This is a genomic window from Chitinophaga skermanii (assembly GCF_003259335.1).
In the GTDB taxonomy this organism is placed as follows: Bacteria; Bacteroidota; Bacteroidia; order Chitinophagales; family Chitinophagaceae; genus Chitinophaga; species Chitinophaga skermanii.
Window position 1 is genome coordinate 277,588 of record NZ_QLLL01000007.1, and the last position, 19,674, is coordinate 297,261.

Below are 19,674 nucleotides of genomic sequence, written 5' to 3' on the forward strand. Positions count from 1 at the left end.
TTTCAAATAGCAATGTCAGGATTTTTAGCAGTCTTAGTTGTTGTCCTCATATTCGTGGTCATCTTCCAGATCTCGAAGGCTAGCGAGTATGTGTCCATTCTGAAGGGAGAAAAAAATGCGCGTTCTCAAAGCAACCGTATTAACGGTTTCTTGTTGATTGCGTTCCTGATCTTAGGACTGATCGGTGTATGGTGGTGTAATGATCTCTTAAAGGATAAAATCTTAGGAGAAGCAGCATCCGACCATGGTGAAGGTATTGATCAAATGATCTACGTAACGTTAGCCATCACGGGTATCGTTTTCGTAGCCACTCAAATTCTTCTTTTCTGGTTCTCATTCAAATACCAAGAGAAAGAAGGTAGAAAAGCATTTTATTATCCTCACAATAATAAATTGGAACTTCTTTGGACCGCTGTTCCAGCAATCGTATTAACAGTATTGGTTGCTTTCGGTATCCGTCACTGGTACCGTATCACTTCAGACGCTCCAAAAGATGCAATGGTAGTAGAAATCACAGGTAAACAATTTAACTGGTTGATTCGCTACCCTGGTAAAGACGGCTTAATGGGCCGTAAAAACTTCCACCTTATCAACGAAATCAACAACCCTGTTGGTCAAGATTGGGAAGATAACTTGAACAAAGATGACTTCATGGCTACCGAAATGCACTTAGTAGTAGGTAAACCAGTGAAATTAATCATCGGTTCTCGTGATGTAATCCACGACGTTGGTCTTCCTCACTTCCGTTTGAAAATGGATGCGGTGCCTGGTATTCCAACAACTTTGTGGTTTACTCCTAAGTTCACGACAAAACAAATGAAGGAAAAAACAGGTAATCCTGACTTCGTATATGAAATTTCTTGCGACCAGATGTGCGGTGTAGGTCACTACTCAATGAAAGCTAACATCATCGTAGAAACGCAAGAGGAGTTTGATGCATGGTACGCTAAACAAAAATCACAATACGACATCGCTCACGCTGATGACGCTCCTGCTGCTCCAGCTACAGAAGCAAAACCAGCTGCTGATAGCACTGCTGCTAAAAAAGTAGTAGCTGAAGCAAAGCACTAATTTTGTGATTGATTAGTTTTTGAGAGAGATTTTAAAATATTCAAGCAATAATTGCCAACAACGATTTGCCCCGTTTTTGGCCCTTTAATAAACAGAACCGATTATGAGTAACGAAGCAACATTGCACAGTCAACATGAGGGAGTGCACGGCGCAATGACACACGATCACCACGATGGTCATGGCCATGACCACCATCATGAGGACAGCTTCATTTCGAAGTACATCTTCAGTTTGGATCATAAAATGATTGCTAAGCAGTACCTTTTAACAGGTATTATCTGGGCTATCATCGGCGCATTATTTTCAGTACTGTTTCGTTTGCAATTAGGTTATCCTGATGCAACGTTCCCTTGGCTCGAAAGCATTTTGGGTCATTGGGCAAAAGGCGGTAGAATTTCACCTGAGGCTTACTATGCATTGGTAACGATGCACGGTACGATCCTTGTATTCTTTGTATTAACAGCAGGTTTAACAGGTACGTTCTCAAACTTCTTAATTCCATTGCAAGTAGGTGCCCGTGATATGGCGTCTCCTTTCATGAATATGCTTAGCTACTGGTTCTTCTTTTTAGCGAGCATGGTGATGATGAGTTCTTTATTTGTTCAAACAGGTCCTGCATCTGGTGGTTGGACATCTTATCCTCCATTGAGTGCTTTGGGCGATGCTTCCATCGGTTCTAAAATCGGTATGGACTTATGGTTGATCTCTATGGCGTTGTTCATTGTATCATCGTTATTAGGTAGCTTGAACTACATTTCAACTATTTTGAACATGCGTACCAAAGGTATGAGCATGACGAAAATGCCATTGTCTATCTGGTCATTCTTCTTCACAGCTGTATTGGGCGTATTATCATTCCCTGTATTATTATCTGGTGCTATCTTATTATTGTTCGATCGTCATGCTGGTACTAGCTTCTACTTATCTGATTTGTTTGTAGCTGGTAAAGCATTACCGAACGAAGGTGGTTCTGCGATTTTATATCAACACTTATTCTGGTTCTTGGGTCACCCTGAGGTATATATCATCATCCTTCCTGCGATGGGTATGGTATCTGAGATCTTGGCGGTTAACTCACGTAAACCTATCTTCGGTTACTTAGCGATGGTTGGTTCCATGTTCGCGATCGTTATTTTGGCGTTCTTGGTATGGGCTCACCACATGTTCGTAACTGGTTTGAATCCGTTCTTGGGTTCCGTATTCGTACTCTTAACGTTATTGATCGCCGTTCCTTCGGCCATCAAGGTGTTCAACTGGCTTACTACGATTTGGAAGGGTAATATTCGCTTTACGCCTGCTGCCCTTTTCTCTATCGGTTTCGTAAGTACTTTCATCTCTGGTGGTTTAACAGGTATCTGGTTAGGTAACTCTTCTATCGATATCCACTTACACGATACATACTTCGTAATTGCGCACTTCCACATCGTAATGGGTGTATCTGCCTTCTTCGGTATGTTCGCGGGTATCTATCATTGGTTCCCTAAAATGTTTGGTCGTTATATGAACAATACCATTGCTTACATTCACTTCTATGTAACATTGGTAGGTGCTTACTTGATCTTCTGGCCAATGCACTACGAAGGTATGGCTGGTATGCCACGTAGATATTATGACTATTCTACTTGGGAATCATTTAAGCAATTCGCTGAATTAAACCATTTCATTTCATCTGTAGTAATCATTGTATTCTTTGCTCAGTTGTTGTTCGTAGTGAACTACTTCTATAGCATGTACAAAGGCCGTAAAGTAACAGAGTTGAACCCATGGGGTGCAACAACGTTGGAATGGTCTACACCAATCAATCCTGGTCACGGTAACTGGCCTGGTGAGATTCCTGAAGTACACAGATGGCCATATGACTACAGCAAGGATGGCGTTGACTTCATTCCGCAAACTACACCAGTAGGCGCGCATGAGTCGAAACACTAAGCAGATTATACGTAGTACATCGATATTGTGAAATATGAGCTATGGCAACATAGCTCATATATTGAAATAAAATGTTGCAAGAAAATACCATAAAATTGTCTGTTTCATACACCGTAGCAAGCCGGATCAAGGATTACTTCCAACTAATGAAGTTTACGCTGTCTTTTTTGGTTGTATTTACATGTGTTGTGGCTTACTTGCTGGTGCCAGGCGTTGGGTTTGATGTAACAAAAGTTCTTTTATTATTTCTTGGAGGTGTTTTAGTATCGGGTTCTGGTAGTACTGTGAACCAGGTAATTGAAAAAGACTCCGACAAGTTAATGGCACGCACGGCGCCTCGCCCTTTACCGGCAGGTAGAATTTCTGTATTGGAAGCTTCTATTTTTGCTGTAATTACGGGTGTTGCGGGTGTGTTAATCATGGGCTTTGCCTTTAATTGGTTGAGTGCATGGGTAAGCTTAGCTTCCTTGATATTGTATGGCTTTGTTTATACACCTTGGAAGAAATGGAATTCATTCGCCGTATTAATCGGTGCATTTCCAGGAGCCTTACCTCCATTAATTGGTTGGGTAGCCGGGGCTGGAGAATTTTCAGAAGGCGGTTGGTCGTTATTCACTATCCAATTTTTATGGCAGTTCCCTCACTTCTGGGCAATTGCTTGGGTAGCACATAACGATTATACTAGGGCTGGTTTCAGGTTATTACCATCGGATAAAGGTCCGAACAGGTCGATCGCCTTACAGTCTGCCGTATACGCGGGTTTGTTGATTCCTGCCGGTGTCGTACCTTCTTTGTTGAATATTTGCCAACCTATATCAGCTGTTTTAACAATCTTAGCAGGTATTTACTATTTCTACTTAGCATTGATGTTAGTGAAGAAATCGGATGTACCATCTGCAAGGAGGTTGATGTTGGGTTCTTATATTTACCTAGCGATAACATTCTTGGCTTTATTAGCCGGTAAACAATAAAAAGCGAGGAGATGGTAACAATGAGTGCACAAAGGAACAAGATTCATCCACATAAATACTCTTTATGGATCGCAATGGGTAGCATCACCATGATGTTCGTTGCATTCACGAGTGCTTACGTGGTTAAACGCGCACAGGCTAACTGGACAGCTTTTGAATTGCCACATATCTTCTGGCTTTCTACTGCCTTGATTTTAGCTAGCAGTCTAACAATCCAATTATCTTTAAAGCAATTTAAAGATCGAAATATCGCTCGTTATAAGCAATTACTGACACTCACCGCTATTTTAGGCCTAGGCTTTGCGGTATGCCAGTATATCGGCTTTACACAAATGTACGATCGTAACCTACCGTTGAATGGACCGGTTTCCGCTTCATTTATCTACGTGATCCTCGGTATGCACATCTTACACGTATTGGGCGGTATTGTAGCTTTAGCAGTTATTTTTGCAAAAGCATACAGCACAACAATAAAGAGCTATAACCCAGTGCCGCTAGAAGTAGCAGCTACTTACTGGCACTTCGTGGACGCTTTGTGGATCTATCTGCTGATCTTCTTAACTTTGGCAAGATAATATTCCCGCTAAGTCCCTAGGGCAAAGCAAATAAACAATCAATTTCAAAGAAGCTAAAAAATTTACAAACAATACAAATGGAATCAGCAGTAACAGCGAAGAAAAAATGGTGGGCCGGGGGGCATTCTCCCTTTAACGTGAGCTACGGTAAGTTGATGATGTGGTATTTCCTTATGTCTGATGCGTTTACATTTGGCGCATTTTTGATCGCATACGGAACTGTCCGCTTCTCAAGCACCGCTTGGCCTGACCCGAACGAGGTTTTCCATTCATTCCCTTTCATGCACGGAGTAGATTGGCCACTCGTTTTCGTGAGTGTTATGACCTTCATCTTGATCATGAGTTCTGTTACCATGGTGTTAGCAGTACACGCTGGTCATCACATGCAAAAAGCGAAAGTTGTTAAATGGCTCAGCTGGACCATCGTTGGTGGTATCGCGTTCTTAAGCTGCCAAGCTTGGGAATGGACACACTTACACGAAGTAGGCGCTTGGTGGGGTAGCAATCCTTTCCATAACGCTGATGGTTCTGCTCCTATGAATTCTAACTTCACTGACTTCTTCTTTACCATCACCGGTTTCCACGGTCTTCACGTAACTTCTGGTGTGGTGTTGAATATCATCATTTTGATCAACGTGTTGAAAGGTACTTACGAACACAGAGGTCACTATGAAATGGTGGAAAAAGTAGGTTTATACTGGCACTTTGTAGATTTAGTTTGGGTATTCGTATTCACTTGTTTCTACTTATTGTAAGCATACGCCGTCCGCAAGGACATTACTGTAATTGATTTTGTAACGAAGACTTTTTTTGATTTTTTTTGAATTTTTCACCAATGGAAAATACATATTCTCAACATACTGAACACGAACAAGCAGATGTATCTACCAAACACATTTGGAAGACATTCTGGATCTTGTTAGGTATCACTGTAGTAGAAGTTGCTTTGGCATTCTTACACTTGGAAACTGGTTTCCCTGCAAGATGGGTATTGAATGGTATCTTTATCATCCTCACCCTCTTCAAAGCATTCTTTATCGTAGCTGAGTTCATGCACTTAGGTCACGAAGTAAAAAACTTGATCTTAACGATCTTGTTGCCACTTTTACTGTTTATCTGGTTCATTATCGCATTCTTATACGATGGCGAATCATGGAAAAACATGCGTAAAGATTTAGCACCTGGTACACCTAAAGTAGAAGCACCAGTAGCTAAACCTGCCCACGGTGGCCACTAATACGACATTTCTCTAACCGTTTAAATTTTACTGTCATCTCTAGACGTGCATTATTAGGATTGGCGTTAGCGATTTTAGTACCGCTAACAGGGTATTTGATAGTGGATCATTACGGTAAAAATATTGTATCCATACCTCGGTATTACATTGCCGAAGGTGTGGATACTGTGTTTAAGGACGGTAAGACCACTTACGATACCATTTATCACCAAGTAAAAAACTTCACACTTACCAATCAAACAGGACAAGAAGTTAGCTTGGACGACCTTAACGACAAAATTGTTGTAGTTGATTTCTTCTTCACAAACTGCCCCATGGTGTGCCCCCGCCTCACCAAAAGCATGAAGCAATTACAACAAGCATTCTCAAAGAACGATACCCTCGTTCACTTCATTTCTATTTCGGTAGACCCAACACGCGACACCGTTGATCAATTACGCCGGTATATTAACCGTTTCGATATTGAACAACGGAACTGGTGGTTCTTAACGGGTGATAAGAAAACAATTTATGATTTAGCGCGCCACGAGTTCTTCGTATCTGCCACACAAGGTGATGGTGGACCAGATGATTTTGTGCATAGCGAGAAGATTATATTGTTGGATAAGAGTCGTTATATCCGCGGGTACTACGATGGATTGGATTCTGTTGCTGTAGGCCAATGTGCGAATGATATAGCGGTGTTAAATATCGCGAAAGACCGTCATAAACCCGGCCTGTTCAAACGCTTGTTCTCTGGCGGCAATCATTAATTTTTAGGATTACAACAAGATATTTACATGGATTTGAAGAATAAAAACCTCAACGTACCTATTGCAATAGTATCGATTGCCATCCCTCTATTGGTAGCCATCCTGTTCTATTTGCCTCACCCAGGCATTGAAGCTGGATTCGATATTCGTATTCTACCACTCTTCCATGCGATCCTTAACTCTGCAACAGCTGTAATGCTAGTAGCGAGCTTATGGTTTGTAAAGAACAAATACATCAAAGCACATAAAGTAGCCAACCTAATTGCCGTGGGTTTATCCACCATCTTCTTATTGAGCTACGTAACCTACCACTTCCTAGCTCCTAAAACCATGTATGGTGATTTAAACCACGACTTGGTATTAGATGCTTCTGAAAAGGCCGTATTAGGTGCTACCAGGTATGTTTATTACTTTATTTTATTAACACATATCGTGTTAGCAGCGGTTATTGTACCGTTTGTATTATTCTCCCTACTCCGCGCCTTCCAAAACGACGTGGAAAGACACCGCAAGATTTCAAAAATTACATGGCCAATGTGGTTCTATGTAGCTGTAACAGGCGTTGTGGTGTACATCATGATCAACCCTTATTATCAATAAAATAAGGCCTGTAAAAAGGTTCAAATGATCGTGATCTCTTCGTGTTAACTCTTTTGGGGGAGATGATTTAAATCAGATTTATTTTACCACAATATTCGCAAATTTACATGCGCACCTAGTTCATCCTAGGTACGCATGAAATTTGTATTTTTGCATAAACAAAATCAAATAGGAATAGCAATGAAAAAGTTAGCTGGCTTGTTGATAATGATGGTGCTCTTGGTAATGTCCTCGAGAGTAATGGCACAATGCTCCCTATGTACCAAAACAGCACAACAGTTAGGCGAAGGCCCAGCAAAAGGTCTCAACTCAGGGATCTTGTACTTGGCTGGTGCTCCACTTTTAATCATCATTTTCTTGGCTGTTCGTTGGTATAGAAGCAACCGCCAAACTTCAGAGCTATAAAAAGATTTACGCTTCCACAAAATCAGGACACTCAACGCGCAAATCCTGCGGCTTGAGCGTCTTGCTCACGAATTCACAATAGTGATTCTTCCCCTTCTTTTCATACGAATTGCAATTGAAACACATATGCTGCGTATTCAATACCTGCTGGTCATTCAACCCGTGAATGATACCCAACAATTGCTCTAATAATTCAGCTTGCTTAGTAGCAGCAATACTACCTACCGAATGTTGAATAGGCTGTGCAAAACGCTCCACTTTCTGCGCAATTTGCTTACCCTCTTTCGTCAACACTAGCGTGTGACTACGTGTGTCGTTCAACAATACTTTACGCTGAACGAATCCTTTTTGCTCTAACGTTTTTACTGCGTCGCTAATGGTGGCCTTCGTTAAATTAAAGTGCTCTGCTAAGTTGGTGACCGTCTTCTTGTCCTTCGGATAATGTAATAAGAAGGTGAGAAGTTGAATTTGAATGGTACTGCTAATACCGTGTTGCTTTGCTTCATTCCACATTAACACGCGGAACGCTTCTGACAGTCTTTCAAAGGCAACGACGATTTTACTAGCCGTATTAGAAGCTTGGTGCTCCGGGTTAAAGGTTGACTCTCTTGCCATACAGTTATGGTTACTAAAATTACTACTAGTTAATTTAAAACGGGCTAAAGTACTTATTTTTTGTTTGTTTGAAATCCCACATTCATGGCATCTCTACAGGTTTTTAGGTTGGTTTAGCACAAAAACTTTGCAAGTATACAGAAAGCATTTGGGCTTCCTTAAAGTGTTCAAAAATATTTGTGAGGTTTACACTTAATAGGTTATTCGAAACACCTGTTATACCTTCACAAATGTAAATTGTACGCTTTCGTTTTCTAGGGACGATTGAAGCATATGCCGCCAAGCTTATACGGGCCATGGTACAGGCTTTAAACTAAATAATTCAACATGTTCAATGATATTTTTTCCGTTCGGAAGGACGGAACAGGGATTCCCATTTCTCCATCTATGGGTGCTGCCTTGCAAAGTGCCGATATGGAGCCCACTACAGGGTTTCAAACGAAGCGGGTTTTGTATATAGCTGCCATCGCTGTTTTCAATGCGGCTATTATTAGCATCATCGCGAAAGCCTTGTTGTTACTAATTAACTTTATTACGAATATATCTTTCTATGGAAAATTTTCTTTTCATGAAGCTTCTCCCCTACACCACCAGCTCGGCATGTTTGTAATGGCCGTGCCTATCCTGGGTGCTATAATTATTGGGATGATGGCGCGTTACGGTTCGAAGGCCATTCGTGGGCATGGTATACCGGAAGCGATGGAGCAAGTGCTAACGAATAAAAGTAAAATCAAGCCGATCGTTACTTTCTTAAAACCCCTCAGCGCGGCCATTTCCATCGGAACAGGCGGCCCCTTTGGTGCAGAAGGCCCCATTATTGCCACCGGTGGTGCTTGGGGTTCTGTAACCGGTCAAACATTACGTATTTCCACCACGGAACGCAAAATACTCTTAGCAGCAGGTGCTGCAGCCGGTATGTCGTGCATTTTCGGTACGCCGTTAGCGGCTGTTATCCTGGCTATCGAGTTATTGCTATTTGAATATTCACCTCGAAGTATTGTACCTGTTGTACTCAGTTGTATTACCGGCGCTGCTTTCCATTATTTGTATTTTGGTAGCGCGCCCGTATTCCACATGGCGGCTGTAGAAGCTCCTTCCAATACGGCTTTACTGGGTTATTCCATGGTGGGCTTGATCATCGGGTTATTGTCAACAATCATTACAAAAGCAATCTACTTTATTGAAGATATATTCGAGAAGCTACCCATTCACTGGATGTGGTGGCCGGCTATAGGCGCAGTTGCTGTAGGTATAACAGGTTATTTCTACCCGCAAGTTTTGGGTGTTGGGTACGAAAATATCAACGACTTATTAAGTGGCCAAGCCGCTGTGCAACTTTTGGTAGTGTTAAGTTTGATGAAGTTTATTGCTTGGTCGATTTCGCTAGGTAGTGGCACATCGGGTGGTACATTAGCACCCTTGTTAACAATGGGTGGCGCATTAGGGGTGTTAACGGCACTGGGTGTAGAAATGGTATTCCCTGGTTTGCATTTACACCCTGCGATGGCAGCTGTAATTGGTATGGCTGCTATGTTTGCCGGTGCTTCTAGGGCAGTTTTAACAAGTATCATTTTCGCTTTGGAAAGCACAAGAAGCGCCAATGCATTATTGCCGTTGGTGGCTGCTTGTTCAGCTGCATACCTCGTAAGCTTTATGTTGATGAAGAACAGCATTATGACGGAGAAAATTGCCCGCCGGGGTATACATACGCCTGATACGTATTTGCCGAATGTATTGCAATCTATCGCTGTAAAAGAACAAATCCTCACGCCTTCTACTTACATCAGCACCGCCGAAAAAATTGGTGAACTACGCGCTAGGTTATACGATATATATCAATATAATCTCCCGGCTTCCATCCCGGTGGTAAACGATCAACAACAACTAGCCGGGATGATTGATACGGCCGATTTATTGGCAGTTGATGACCCCTTAAAATCCATTTCATTCATCAATAAAACCAATACTGTAGCAGTGCTAAGCCATGCTTCTTTACACGATGCGCTGATGAAGCTAGCCGAATCCAAGCAAGCTATACTCCCCGTTATGAACGAAGCAAACGGCAGTGTAATAGGCACCATTGATGAAGCCACGATCTTTCATGCTTATACAACCGCTATGAAGTCGCTGGAAACTCCTAGTCGCCATATTTCCCTAAAACGTGCGGTCATCAAAACTTGGAAGAAACGCAACATGTCTCAATCCTAGCATACATACAAAAACACAAGGCGCCATGCAATGTCGGCGCCTTGTTAATTCCATTATGAAAAAAAGCTATTAGAAATGTTTCAATGCCTCCCGTTTACTCAACGGTGCAAGTGTATGATGTTCTACGAAATGCTTTACTACATTGGGCTTTAATTTAGCATATTGACGCAAGGCCCAGCCAATCGCTTTCTGTATAAAGAACTCCTTCGAACTGGCTAATGCCAGGATGTACTCAAACAATAAGTCTTCATCTGTTTTATCCTTGTAGTTTAATTGGAAGAGAATAGCAGTTCGTTGTAACCACATATTGCCGCTATCCATGTACGATTGTGTAATGGTTTCTTTATGCTGGGGAAAACGAAGAAAGTAATCTCCTACGCAATGTGTTGCCAATAGATCAACCGTATCCCACCAGGATTTTTCTGTAATACAATATTCAAACAAGGCGAGGTCATTCACGCGGTAATGCTTACGGTAACGATCGAGTATTTCCATGGCGATGTATTGAAAATCGCGCTCGGGTAATTCCCATAACGCTTTTACAACGTGGTGTAATTCCTCGATACCAGGTAAGCCATGCTCCTTCCTAAATGCTTGTAGCATTTGTTTCCTTTCGGGGGATGTAATGCCAATAAATGTAAACTGATCTCGCATGTAGGCTGCTTGCGCGGTGGCTCGTTCTTTATTTTGCGCGGCGCGGAAGTGTTTTACTATGTTTGATACATATGATATTGACATGTCAAATAATCGTTTTGTAGTTCGTTGAATTGTTCTTCATACGAAAATACAAAACTAATAATCAGAATGTAATGCTAAGCGATTTCCTTCTGTATCGTTGAAGAAAGCCATGTACCCGATTTCAGGGTTTACCTGTGTTTTCTGCAACGTAACAGTGCCACCGGCTGCCGTTACTCGATCCAGTATATTTTGCAGATCGGGGTTACCATTGAAGTAAATGAGGGTGCCTGCTTTAGAGGGTGTATAACCTTCCCCTATGCATAATGCGCCGCTTACTTTACCGCTACCCATTTCGCTAGGAAACATGGCTAACTTCACATCTCCAATTTCCATTTCTAATAAATGCACTTGGAAGATGGCTTGGTAAAATGCCTTTGCCCTTTCAAAATCGATGACAGGAATTTCGAACCAATTGATGGTATTCATATTTGCGTCCATAACAAACGTTTTTCTTGTATGGATAACAGTTCTATAAAAGGAAAGTTGTTACGCGTAAGTTTGAGCGAGTTTGTACACATTTACGTCACCTGCAGCTAAGTGTTTCATTACATCGGCTAGCAAAGCGGCTTTGCTAACGTTCTTCATGCGGCGGTGTTGAATCAGTTGATAGAGTTTTTCGGCCAACAAATATGCTTTCCGTTGTTGCTGCTCGTTTTGTTGTTGGTGCTTTGTAATGGCTGCAATTAATTCATCAATGCCTTTTTCTTGGGTTGCTACGGTTTTAATAACAGGTGTTTCCCAGCCATCGCGCATTTTAGTATGTGCCAGCAATCGTAGGTTTTTAACGAATTGATCGGCTGTAGGCCTATCGGATTTATTGACAACGAAGATATTGGCGATTTCCATCAAGCCTGCTTTCATCGTTTGGATCTCGTCGCCGGCTTCTGGCACCACTACTACAATACTTGTATCGGCAATGCCGGCAATATCTACTTCACTTTGTCCTACCCCAACCGTTTCGATGAACAAATAATCGAATCCCGCGGCTTTTACTACATCGGTTACTTCTATGATTTTTGTGCTTAAACCACCTAAAGCACCCCTACTAGCAAGCGAACGGATATATACATGGGGTGAATTGAAGTGTTGGGCCATCCTGATACGGTCGCCTAATAAGGCGCCGAAGTTAAATGGCGAAGAAGGATCTACAGCAATAATGGCCACTTTTTTGCCTTGTTGCAGTAAGGCATTTATCAAAGCATTTACTAGGGTACTTTTGCCTGCACCTGGAGGACCGGTAATGCCTACAACCTTGGTGTGCGAGGCATTCGGCAATTGCGTCAACAATTCCTCGTACCCTGTTGCTTCGTTTTCTACAATAGAAATCGAACGCGACAGCGATTTAATATCTCCTGTTAAAAGTCCTTTGAGTAATGCTTCGATCATACGCCCTGGTGCCGTGTTAAGCATCACGAAAATAAGGAAACCAGGTTATAAAGTCACTTGCGCGTATCCATTTTCGCAAGTCTTAATCTTTTCTTTTACAATTTTATAGTAATGCTGCTTGTTCACCGATTCGTTGTGGCGGGAGCTGATTTTGTGGTGAAGGTGAAACCCGATCGCCAGGTATTTTACGCGGTGCTTGTATACTTTGTTGTTAATAAAGCGGGCGGCTAGCTCAATGTCTTCATGTCCCCAACCGTTTAAATTATTATCGTAGCCGTTCACTTTAATAAAGTCTTCCTTCCAGAAGGAGGTATTACAACCAATTACATCGTTGGCGTTACGCTTGTTACCGATATAAAAGAAAGCCAAAAAGGTTGAGCGCATCGCGTTAAAGCGGTTCTTGATATTTTTATCATGCCAGTTAATATTAAAATTCTTTTCGGCTAGCACCTTCTTAGTATGCTCTTCACTGAGCATGCAACGGCTCCCCCTAATAAAATAACCTTTTAGCGATTTCTCAATATGGTCTTCAATAAATTGTGGATGTGCCACAATATCGCCGTCCATTTGGATAATATAATCGCCTTTACTGGCTTTAACAGCTTTGTTCAGGATTTGCGTTTTTTGGAAACCGTTATCCGGTTGCCATACATGCACAATGGGAATATTAAATTTTGGCCTGAAAGCATCGATCAAGGCTTTTGTATCCTCGCGGGAACCATCATCTGCGATAATGATTTCATGAGGCATTTTGGTTTGATTCAAAATACTTAATAGTACGAGTTCTAGCGCTTGCGGCCAGTTGTAGGTAGCAATAATAAGAGAAGAGGTCATGTAATGTTAAGGTTGCTTTTGACTTTGTAGTTTTTTCAGCTTAGAATAGGTTAATCGTTTATAATCATACCCGTATTTAGCAAGTAGCAGCCCTGTTTTGCCATCTTTCCAGTTACCATAGAATACATAAAATTTGATCCAATATTTGATGGGGCTGAACCATGCTTTAAACGGGTTAGAGCGCCAACCTTTGATGAGTTTCATTTGTGCATCGAAAGATGAATAGGCGTCTAATTTTTTGTAAAGTTCAGCTTTTGTTTCGAAAGTATAGTGATGCACTCGACCTTGTAACGTTTTCTTCAATTGGTAACCTTGTGGTTCTTCGTGTACAATGTTCGATTTTTCGGTGTAATGCACCTTTTTTTTGTTGAACAGCCTAATGGGATAATCTGGGCTTACCACGGGGAATAAGGCATGTACCTTCCTTCCGAAAGCATACCAATCCCGCATTATAACATATACTACCTCGTCGGCAGGCAAATTGCCGATAGTATCATTAAGGGTATCTTTAAGGCTGATCAAATGTTGGGCAAACTCCGGGGAAGCTACCTCGTCGCAATCTAACGAAAAAACCCAGTCATGTGTACAGGCATCAACGCCATATTTACGTTGATCGCGGTAATTATCAAATTTACGATACAGAAAACGGCAGCCATTCGCAGCGGCTATCTTTTCCGTATCGTCTTTACTGCCACTGTCGAGAATCACAATTTCATCAACGGCGGTTTTAACACTATCTATAACAGTTTGTAGGTGTTTTTGGCTATTCAATGTTAATATATAGCAAGATATGGGCACAGGTGTAAACTGCATGGGCATGTTCATAAATGATGCTGGATATTGTTTTTAGTTTGCTCAAGCTATGCACGACCGGTTCGCAGGCGGCCTGCAAAGAAATTTTGTATTTTCGCTATACATGTAAAGTTTAGTACTGCTGAAATGTTACACGCTACCTGTTTATTTTTTCGGGATTATACTTCCAATTGCCGCTATTTTTCTATCAAATCCCACTCTAAGTTGTTTACTGATATGGTTTACAGCATACGCCATCCTAATATATAAATATTTTTAAAGTTTATATATAAAAGTTGTAGGCATTAATTCAATCGACTTACATGAATACTTCTCCTGCAAATTTGTTTAAAAAAATGACATGCCAAAGTATTCACCCATAAATCTTTTTTTGCAACTATTACGGAATCAATATAAATGCGGTCAAAATATCAAATTATCTCGTAACGTTGTAATAAAGGAATATATTGATCAAAGTATAAGTAGTATTTATGACGAATTTCATTCCCATATTCCCACTCAATATTGTCGTGTACCCACAAGAACAATTGAACCTCCATATATTCGAACCACGCTATAAGCAATTGATCCAAGAATGCTTGCAAGACAAGAAACCATTTGGCATCCCAGCAATCGTAGATCAAAAATTAGGCGATTATGGTACGTTGGTTGAAGTATTGTCTGTAGAGAAAACGTATGAAAATGGCGAGATGGACATTTGTACCCGCGGTTTAAGGGTTTTCCGGGTATTAGAAATTATCCGGGAAGTGCCCGATAAACTGTATGCCGGTGCCGTAGTGAATTACCCCGAAAACACCACCAACCCACATCAATCGCTCCAACAACAAGTATTAGCCGCTGTTCGCGAACTACATAAAATGTTGCAGATCCATAAAAGCTTTAAAAAGGACGATGCAGATTTGTTAGCATTCGATTTAGCACATCATGCAGGTTTATCCATACAGGAGGAGTATGAATTGCTGCAATTATTTACAGAATCGCACCGTTTAGAGTACCTGAAAAGACATCTTTATAAAGTGATTCCCATGATGGCAGAAATGGAGAATTTGAAAGAAAGGGTGAAACTAAATGGACATTTCAAGAATTTATCTGCGGATAATTTTTAATTTGGCCGCATGAATGGGCGATTTTTATGCATAGATTTCGGTAACTCGCGGCAAAAGTGTGCAGTTATGCACAACGGTGCCCTGCAGCTCGAAATTTTCTTTTCACCAAACGACGATATCCTGCCACAAGTACAGCAAGTAATGCAAACGTACGCCCCGCAGGCAGTGATCTTGTCCTCGGTAATTCATCACCCACCAGCACTAGAAGCCTGGTTAAAGCAAAACACGTATTTCGTTAAACTGAGCTACCAAACACCTTTACCCATCCAACTTACATACGAGAAGCCCGCTACATTAGGGGTCGATCGTATTGCTTTGGCCGTAGCCGCGTGGAAGCAATTTCCCCAACAACACAGCCTTGTTATTGGAACAGGGTCGGCCATTACCTACACCTTCGTTCATAAATCGGGCGAATTACTAGGTGGTGGCATCAGCCCGGGTATCGATATGCGGTTTAAGGCATTACAAGCATTTACCGACAAACTTCCCTTAGTGGAAGCGAGTACACAATACGCCCTTGTAGGGTATAATACAACGCAATCTATTTTGAGTGGAGTAATGCATGGAACCGTAGCTGAAATAAACGGTATGATCCAAGCCTATGCTGAAAAGTACGGGAACTTTAACGTGCTTTTAACAGGGGGAAATTTGGAATTTTTTGCTTCCCGCCTTAAAAATAAGATATTTGCAAACCCATATTTATTATATCAAGGTTTAAATTCAATCTTAGAACTCAATGCATTGGACCAAAGCTAGCATTATTTGCCTGTTAAGTACGTTTTTTGTCTTAGCAGCGGCAAACAGTGTTACCGCCCAGAATAATTCTCCATATTCCCGCTATGGCATAGGCGAATTGAATAACAACCAGAATGCGGCTAATCGCGGTATGGGAGGCGTTTCACTAGGTTATACCGACGCACAAGTCGTGAATTTCGTGAATCCTGCAAGTTATTCCAAACTTTTACTGACTACGTTCGACGTAGGCGTAGAGGGCGGTGTAAAAACACTATCAAATCAATCGGAAAATTATAGGTCCGGTTTAGGTACCATCTCATATTTGCAATTGGGCGTGCCCATTAAACGCAATTGGGGTATGAACTTCGGTTTACGCCCAATGAGTACTGTATCATACGATATCAGCACATCACAAGAACGCACTTTCTTTGATACTTTGAAAGTTCCAGTAGTGAATCAATACGAAGGTAGCGGTGGTATTTACCAAGCTTACGTAGGTACAGGTTTCGCTATCGGTGGTTTCAGTGCCGGTGTAAATGTTGGTTACCTCTTCGGTAATATAACAAACAGCACCAAAGCTCTTTTCCCTGCTACTTCTGGTATTACACCTTCTGCCCGTAGCGTTCGTCAATCTTATTCCAGCTTTTTCTACAACGTAGGTATCCAATACTCTATTAAGTTGAATAAAGACATGGCCTTAACAATTGGCGCAACCGGTAGCACGAAGCAGAATTTGACTACTAAAACCAATACCCTCGAAGAAACTTTGTACTACGATGCATCCTCCAATGCCTACGGCTCATTGGATACATCTAACTACACGGTGGGCGCAAAAGGAACAACTGTTTACCCTGCCACTTTTGGCGTTGGTATTATGTTGGCGAAGAACGAGAAATTCCAAGTCGGCGTAGATTTCAACATGGGTAAATGGGACGACTTCCGCAAAAACGACCAAAAAGACTCCGTTGGTAACGCTTGGAAACTTGCCATCGGTGGCCAGGTTACGCCCAATGCCCGTGCATTAACAGGCTATGGTAACCGTATCACCTACCGCGCAGGTGGTTTCTTCGGAAGAGATTATATCAAATTAGACGGTCAAAACTTACCTATCTTCGGTGTAACCGTAGGTGCAGGTTTGCCTGTTCGTAGATACAATAACTACACAAACCAATATACCGTGGTGAACGTAGCGTTCGAAGCGGGTCGTAGAGGTAACAGCAGTTCTACGCTGAAAGAAGCATCTTACCGCGTGGTAGTTGGCTTTACTTTGAGCGATATTTGGTTTAGAAGAAATGCTTACCGCTAGTAGATTGAAGAAGATATTTCCATACATGATGTTGATGGCCGCTACAGCCGGGTTGTTCAGTTGTGAAAACGATATGAACGACGTGAATGCTGTACAAGGTAACAACAAAGGCATCGAAAAAGGTGATAGTATTACAGCCATGTACAGCCAAAAAGGTATTGTAAAGGCCGAATTACGTTCCCCATACATGGAACGCCATATCGAAGACGTAAAACCTTACGTGATCTTCCCAAAAGGCCTTCATGTTGATTTCTTCGATGACAGTACAAAAGTATCGGGCGAACTACAAGCCGACTGGGGTAAGTACTTTGATAATGATGCCGATATTTTCTTAAAGAAGAACGTCGTTTTCATTAACCTGAAAGAACAACGCCGCTTAGATTGCCAAGAGCTTACTTGGGATTCTAAAAAAGGTATGTTCTTCTGTAACTCAAACGTACGCATCTCCACTCCTAACGATACTTTATACGGTACCGGTATGGAAAGCGATCAAAACTTCGCTAACTATAAGATATTCAACCCTTCGGGCACATTACCCGGTGGCTTTATCGATACGGCGGCTACAGCACCCGTAGATACAACGGCAGGTAACCCGGTTCCAGTTGCCCCAGCAACACCGGCAAATCCTAAGCCTACTGTGCAATAAGCTTTAATTCAAAACTTACTATAACGCAAAAGCCCAACATGATGACATGTTGGGCTTTTGCGCTTTAACCTATTTTTTTAACCTAAAATTTCAGTCTAATAAGAATCAATAACTATGCCAGAATGAATAAATTGTTACGGCTTTTTTATGACGATCAAGTGATGAAGAAAATGAATATTTTATAAACATTTGTACTCCCTTATATCCCCTACCTACGCACTAAATATTAAAACATTTCGAATCATGGAATATAGAAGGCTAGGAAAAACAGGCCTCCAATTAAGCGTATTATCCTTCGGCAGCTGGGTAACGTTTCATAAGCAAATCGACGATAAACTGGTAGATAACCTCATGGGTATCGCGTACGACAACGGCATTAATTTCTTCGACAACGCTGAAGTATATGCCCTTGGTCAATCGGAATTAATGATGGGTAGGATTTTGAAGAAAAAGAACTGGGATCGTACTTCTTACACCGTTTCGAGCAAGGCTTACTTCGGGTGGAGAGGAAAAGAGAATAAACCGAACCAAACAGGTTTAAGTCGCAAACACCTTACCGAAGCTTGTCATGAAGCCTTACAACGTTTGCAGGTAGATTATTTGGATTTATACTTCTGTCACCGCCCCGATAAAAACACCCCTATCGAAGAGGTTGTATTTACGATGAATACCCTCATTCAGCAGGGTAAAATCCTATATTGGGGTACTTCTGAATGGAGCGCACAGGAAATTATGGAAGCGCACATGGTAGCCCGCGAATACAGGTTAATAGGGCCTGCTATGGAGCAGCCAGAGTACAATATGTTCAACCGCGAGAAAGTAGAGCGAGAATTCTCCCAAATCTATAAAACAGTTGGTTTAGGCACCACGATTTGGAGCCCTTTAGCTTCCGGCTTATTAACCGGGAAGTACAATAACGGCATTCCTGAAGGCTCGCGCCTTGGTTTAGAAGGGTTTGACTGGTTGAAGGATAAAACTTACGTAAGCGATAAAATCGAGAAAGTGAAGCAATTGACAGCCGTAGCTGAAAAATTGGGTACTACAACAGCTACCTTATCTATCGCTTGGTGTGTGAAGAACCCGAATGTTACCACGGCAATTTTAGGCGCTACAAAAGAGTCCCAACTCACCGAAAACCTAAAAGCACTAGATGTATTACCGCTCTTAAATGATGAAATCATGCAAGAAATCGAAGGTATCATGCAAACTGCTCCCGTTTTCCCACAGTATTAAACATATGACATATCATAAAAGGAAAGCCGTTTCTACATCGTAGGAACGGCTTTCTATCTTATTGGCCACTATATATAAGCCCTACATACTTCCAGTGAGTCAAATCATAACCCAAAACCCGGTTTTGGGCGTTTATAATGTCGCAAACAATCCCTTTTCGTCGTAAAAAGCTTGTTTGCCTATTGTCTAGTCCTACAAAAAGTTTACACCCACAAATGAAAAATGATGAAAAGAAGCAAATTATTTGGACTAAAAGGTCTTGGGGGTGGTCAATCGAGTTATGATGATTCATTTAGGCGCATGGTGGTGCGTGACTACGAAACTGGTAATTTAAGTGTATCGCAGCTAGCCGTTAAATACGGCATAAAGAATCATGATGTAAAAAATTGGAAAAAGCGGTTTAGGGGCGATATTGCGGTAATTACCACAATAAATGAAATAGCCATGACACCAGAAGAGCAAAAGGATCAAGCAGCGCTTAAGAAGGAGCTTGCAGCGCTTAAAAAAGAAGTA

22 protein-coding genes are annotated in these 19,674 nt (G+C 41.6%); 16 read left to right on the forward strand and 6 right to left on the reverse strand.

What is annotated here, in order from left to right; genetic code table 11:
- Positions 1-12 precede the first annotated feature (12 nt).
- From LX64_RS19325 to LX64_RS19365, 9 genes are all read left to right on the forward strand, one after another.
- Positions 13-1,071, forward strand: coding sequence for a cytochrome c oxidase subunit II (locus LX64_RS19325; RefSeq protein WP_111599338.1), 1,059 nt, complete (start codon positions 13-15; stop codon positions 1,069-1,071).
- A 103-nt stretch (positions 1,072-1,174) separates the two neighbouring features.
- Positions 1,175-3,001 carry a cytochrome c oxidase subunit I gene (locus LX64_RS19330; protein ID WP_111599339.1) on the forward strand — a complete coding sequence of 609 codons (1,827 nt, stop codon included), beginning with the start codon at positions 1,175-1,177 and terminating at the stop codon, positions 2,999-3,001.
- 71 nt (positions 3,002-3,072) lie between these two features.
- The gene (gene cyoE / locus LX64_RS19335) at positions 3,073-3,972 is read left to right on the forward strand and encodes a heme o synthase (RefSeq protein ID WP_111599340.1); all 900 of its coding nucleotides are present in this window, start codon (positions 3,073-3,075) and stop codon (positions 3,970-3,972) included.
- A gap of 11 nt (positions 3,973-3,983) precedes the next feature.
- Positions 3,984-4,547 carry a cytochrome c oxidase subunit 3 gene (locus LX64_RS19340; protein ID WP_111599341.1) on the forward strand — a complete coding sequence of 188 codons (564 nt, stop codon included), beginning with the start codon at positions 3,984-3,986 and terminating at the stop codon, positions 4,545-4,547.
- Positions 4,548-4,624: 77 nt separating this feature from the next.
- A complete protein-coding gene (locus tag LX64_RS19345; protein WP_111599342.1) occupies positions 4,625-5,302 on the forward strand; it encodes a cytochrome c oxidase subunit 3 in 678 nt (225 codons plus the stop codon).
- Positions 5,303-5,382: 80 nt separating this feature from the next.
- Positions 5,383-5,784 (forward strand): cytochrome C oxidase subunit IV family protein, encoded by a 402-nt coding sequence (locus LX64_RS19350; protein ID WP_111599343.1) that lies wholly within the window; start codon positions 5,383-5,385, stop codon positions 5,782-5,784.
- Between the two features lie 59 nt (positions 5,785-5,843).
- Positions 5,844-6,536, forward strand: a complete 693-nt coding sequence (locus tag LX64_RS19355; protein ID WP_158538681.1) for an SCO family protein — start codon at positions 5,844-5,846, stop codon at positions 6,534-6,536.
- A gap of 27 nt (positions 6,537-6,563) precedes the next feature.
- Positions 6,564-7,136 (forward strand): DUF420 domain-containing protein, encoded by a 573-nt coding sequence (locus tag LX64_RS19360; RefSeq protein WP_111599345.1) that lies wholly within the window; start codon positions 6,564-6,566, stop codon positions 7,134-7,136.
- Between the two features lie 180 nt (positions 7,137-7,316).
- The gene (locus LX64_RS19365) at positions 7,317-7,541 is read left to right on the forward strand and encodes a hypothetical protein (protein ID WP_111599370.1); all 225 of its coding nucleotides are present in this window, start codon (positions 7,317-7,319) and stop codon (positions 7,539-7,541) included.
- Positions 7,542-7,547: 6 nt separating this feature from the next.
- On the opposite strand, the gene LX64_RS19370 is transcribed toward LX64_RS19365, so the two are convergent.
- A complete protein-coding gene (locus LX64_RS19370; protein ID WP_111599346.1) occupies positions 7,548-8,156 on the reverse strand; it encodes a MarR family winged helix-turn-helix transcriptional regulator in 609 nt (202 codons plus the stop codon).
- A gap of 327 nt (positions 8,157-8,483) precedes the next feature.
- On the opposite strand from LX64_RS19370, the gene LX64_RS19380 reads away from it, so the two are divergent.
- Positions 8,484-10,364, forward strand: a complete 1,881-nt coding sequence (locus LX64_RS19380; protein ID WP_211324850.1) for a chloride channel protein — start codon at positions 8,484-8,486, stop codon at positions 10,362-10,364.
- A 69-nt stretch (positions 10,365-10,433) separates the two neighbouring features.
- Here LX64_RS19380 and LX64_RS19385 read toward each other — a convergent pair whose 3' ends face one another.
- The 5 genes from LX64_RS19385 to LX64_RS19405 are packed head-to-tail and all read right to left on the reverse strand — an operon-like array spanning position 10,434 to position 14,147.
- Complete coding sequence (locus LX64_RS19385) at positions 10,434-11,102, reverse strand: DNA alkylation repair protein (protein ID WP_111599348.1); 669 nt, start codon at positions 11,100-11,102, stop codon at positions 10,434-10,436.
- Positions 11,103-11,156: 54 nt separating this feature from the next.
- Positions 11,157-11,540: a VOC family protein gene (locus tag LX64_RS19390; protein WP_111599349.1), complete on the reverse strand. Its 384-nt coding sequence runs from the start codon at positions 11,538-11,540 to the stop codon at positions 11,157-11,159.
- Between the two features lie 48 nt (positions 11,541-11,588).
- A complete protein-coding gene (gene meaB / locus LX64_RS19395) occupies positions 11,589-12,488 on the reverse strand; it encodes a methylmalonyl Co-A mutase-associated GTPase MeaB (RefSeq protein ID WP_111599372.1) in 900 nt (299 codons plus the stop codon).
- Positions 12,489-12,533: 45 nt separating this feature from the next.
- Complete coding sequence (locus LX64_RS19400; RefSeq protein WP_111599350.1) at positions 12,534-13,322, reverse strand: glycosyltransferase family 2 protein; 789 nt, start codon at positions 13,320-13,322, stop codon at positions 12,534-12,536.
- A 6-nt stretch (positions 13,323-13,328) separates the two neighbouring features.
- Positions 13,329-14,147, reverse strand: coding sequence for a glycosyltransferase family 2 protein (locus LX64_RS19405; protein ID WP_111599351.1), 819 nt, complete (start codon positions 14,145-14,147; stop codon positions 13,329-13,331).
- 458 nt (positions 14,148-14,605) lie between these two features.
- On the opposite strand from LX64_RS19405, the gene LX64_RS19410 reads away from it, so the two are divergent.
- The 6 genes from LX64_RS19410 to LX64_RS19435 form a co-directional block, all read left to right on the forward strand.
- Complete coding sequence (locus LX64_RS19410; protein ID WP_111599352.1) at positions 14,606-15,241, forward strand: LON peptidase substrate-binding domain-containing protein; 636 nt, start codon at positions 14,606-14,608, stop codon at positions 15,239-15,241.
- A 9-nt stretch (positions 15,242-15,250) separates the two neighbouring features.
- Entirely contained in the window at positions 15,251-15,997 is a 747-nt protein-coding gene (locus tag LX64_RS19415) for a type III pantothenate kinase (RefSeq protein WP_111599353.1), read from the forward strand.
- The gene (locus tag LX64_RS19420; protein WP_111599354.1) at positions 15,978-17,282 is read left to right on the forward strand and encodes a hypothetical protein; all 1,305 of its coding nucleotides are present in this window, start codon (positions 15,978-15,980) and stop codon (positions 17,280-17,282) included. Before LX64_RS19415 ends, LX64_RS19420 begins: the two co-directional genes overlap by 20 nt.
- A 4-nt stretch (positions 17,283-17,286) precedes the next feature.
- On the forward strand, positions 17,287-17,928 hold the full coding sequence (lptC, locus tag LX64_RS19425) for an LPS export ABC transporter periplasmic protein LptC (protein ID WP_158538682.1): 642 nt from the start codon (positions 17,287-17,289) through the stop codon (positions 17,926-17,928).
- 243 nt (positions 17,929-18,171) lie between these two features.
- Positions 18,172-19,161: a potassium channel beta subunit family protein gene (locus tag LX64_RS19430; protein WP_111599356.1), complete on the forward strand. Its 990-nt coding sequence runs from the start codon at positions 18,172-18,174 to the stop codon at positions 19,159-19,161.
- A 225-nt stretch (positions 19,162-19,386) separates the two neighbouring features.
- Positions 19,387-19,674 (forward strand): transposase (locus LX64_RS19435; protein ID WP_158538683.1); only part of this gene is annotated, 288 nt, incomplete at its 3' end.

Coding starts and splice junctions, on each gene's coding strand:
- LX64_RS19325 (WP_111599338.1), top strand. CDS start 13: ATGTCAGGATTTTTAGCAGTCTTAGTTGTTGTCCTCATATTCGTGGTC.
- LX64_RS19330 (WP_111599339.1), top strand. CDS start 1,175: ATGAGTAACGAAGCAACATTGCACAGTCAACATGAGGGAGTGCACGGC.
- cyoE (WP_111599340.1), top strand. CDS start 3,073: ATGTTGCAAGAAAATACCATAAAATTGTCTGTTTCATACACCGTAGCA.
- LX64_RS19340 (WP_111599341.1), top strand. CDS start 3,984: ATGGTAACAATGAGTGCACAAAGGAACAAGATTCATCCACATAAATAC.
- LX64_RS19345 (WP_111599342.1), top strand. CDS start 4,625: ATGGAATCAGCAGTAACAGCGAAGAAAAAATGGTGGGCCGGGGGGCAT.
- LX64_RS19350 (WP_111599343.1), top strand. CDS start 5,383: ATGGAAAATACATATTCTCAACATACTGAACACGAACAAGCAGATGTA.
- LX64_RS19360 (WP_111599345.1), top strand. CDS start 6,564: ATGGATTTGAAGAATAAAAACCTCAACGTACCTATTGCAATAGTATCG.
- LX64_RS19365 (WP_111599370.1), top strand. CDS start 7,317: ATGAAAAAGTTAGCTGGCTTGTTGATAATGATGGTGCTCTTGGTAATG.
- LX64_RS19370 (WP_111599346.1), bottom strand. CDS start 8,156: ATGGCAAGAGAGTCAACCTTTAACCCGGAGCACCAAGCTTCTAATACG.
- LX64_RS19380 (WP_211324850.1), top strand. CDS start 8,484: ATGTTCAATGATATTTTTTCCGTTCGGAAGGACGGAACAGGGATTCCC.
- LX64_RS19385 (WP_111599348.1), bottom strand. CDS start 11,102: ATGTCAATATCATATGTATCAAACATAGTAAAACACTTCCGCGCCGCG.
- LX64_RS19390 (WP_111599349.1), bottom strand. CDS start 11,540: ATGGACGCAAATATGAATACCATCAATTGGTTCGAAATTCCTGTCATC.
- meaB (WP_111599372.1), bottom strand. CDS start 12,488: ATGATCGAAGCATTACTCAAAGGACTTTTAACAGGAGATATTAAATCG.
- LX64_RS19400 (WP_111599350.1), bottom strand. CDS start 13,322: ATGACCTCTTCTCTTATTATTGCTACCTACAACTGGCCGCAAGCGCTA.
- LX64_RS19405 (WP_111599351.1), bottom strand. CDS start 14,147: ATGAACATGCCCATGCAGTTTACACCTGTGCCCATATCTTGCTATATA.
- LX64_RS19410 (WP_111599352.1), top strand. CDS start 14,606: ATGACGAATTTCATTCCCATATTCCCACTCAATATTGTCGTGTACCCA.
- LX64_RS19415 (WP_111599353.1), top strand. CDS start 15,251: ATGAATGGGCGATTTTTATGCATAGATTTCGGTAACTCGCGGCAAAAG.
- LX64_RS19420 (WP_111599354.1), top strand. CDS start 15,978: ATGCATTGGACCAAAGCTAGCATTATTTGCCTGTTAAGTACGTTTTTT.
- LX64_RS19430 (WP_111599356.1), top strand. CDS start 18,172: ATGGAATATAGAAGGCTAGGAAAAACAGGCCTCCAATTAAGCGTATTA.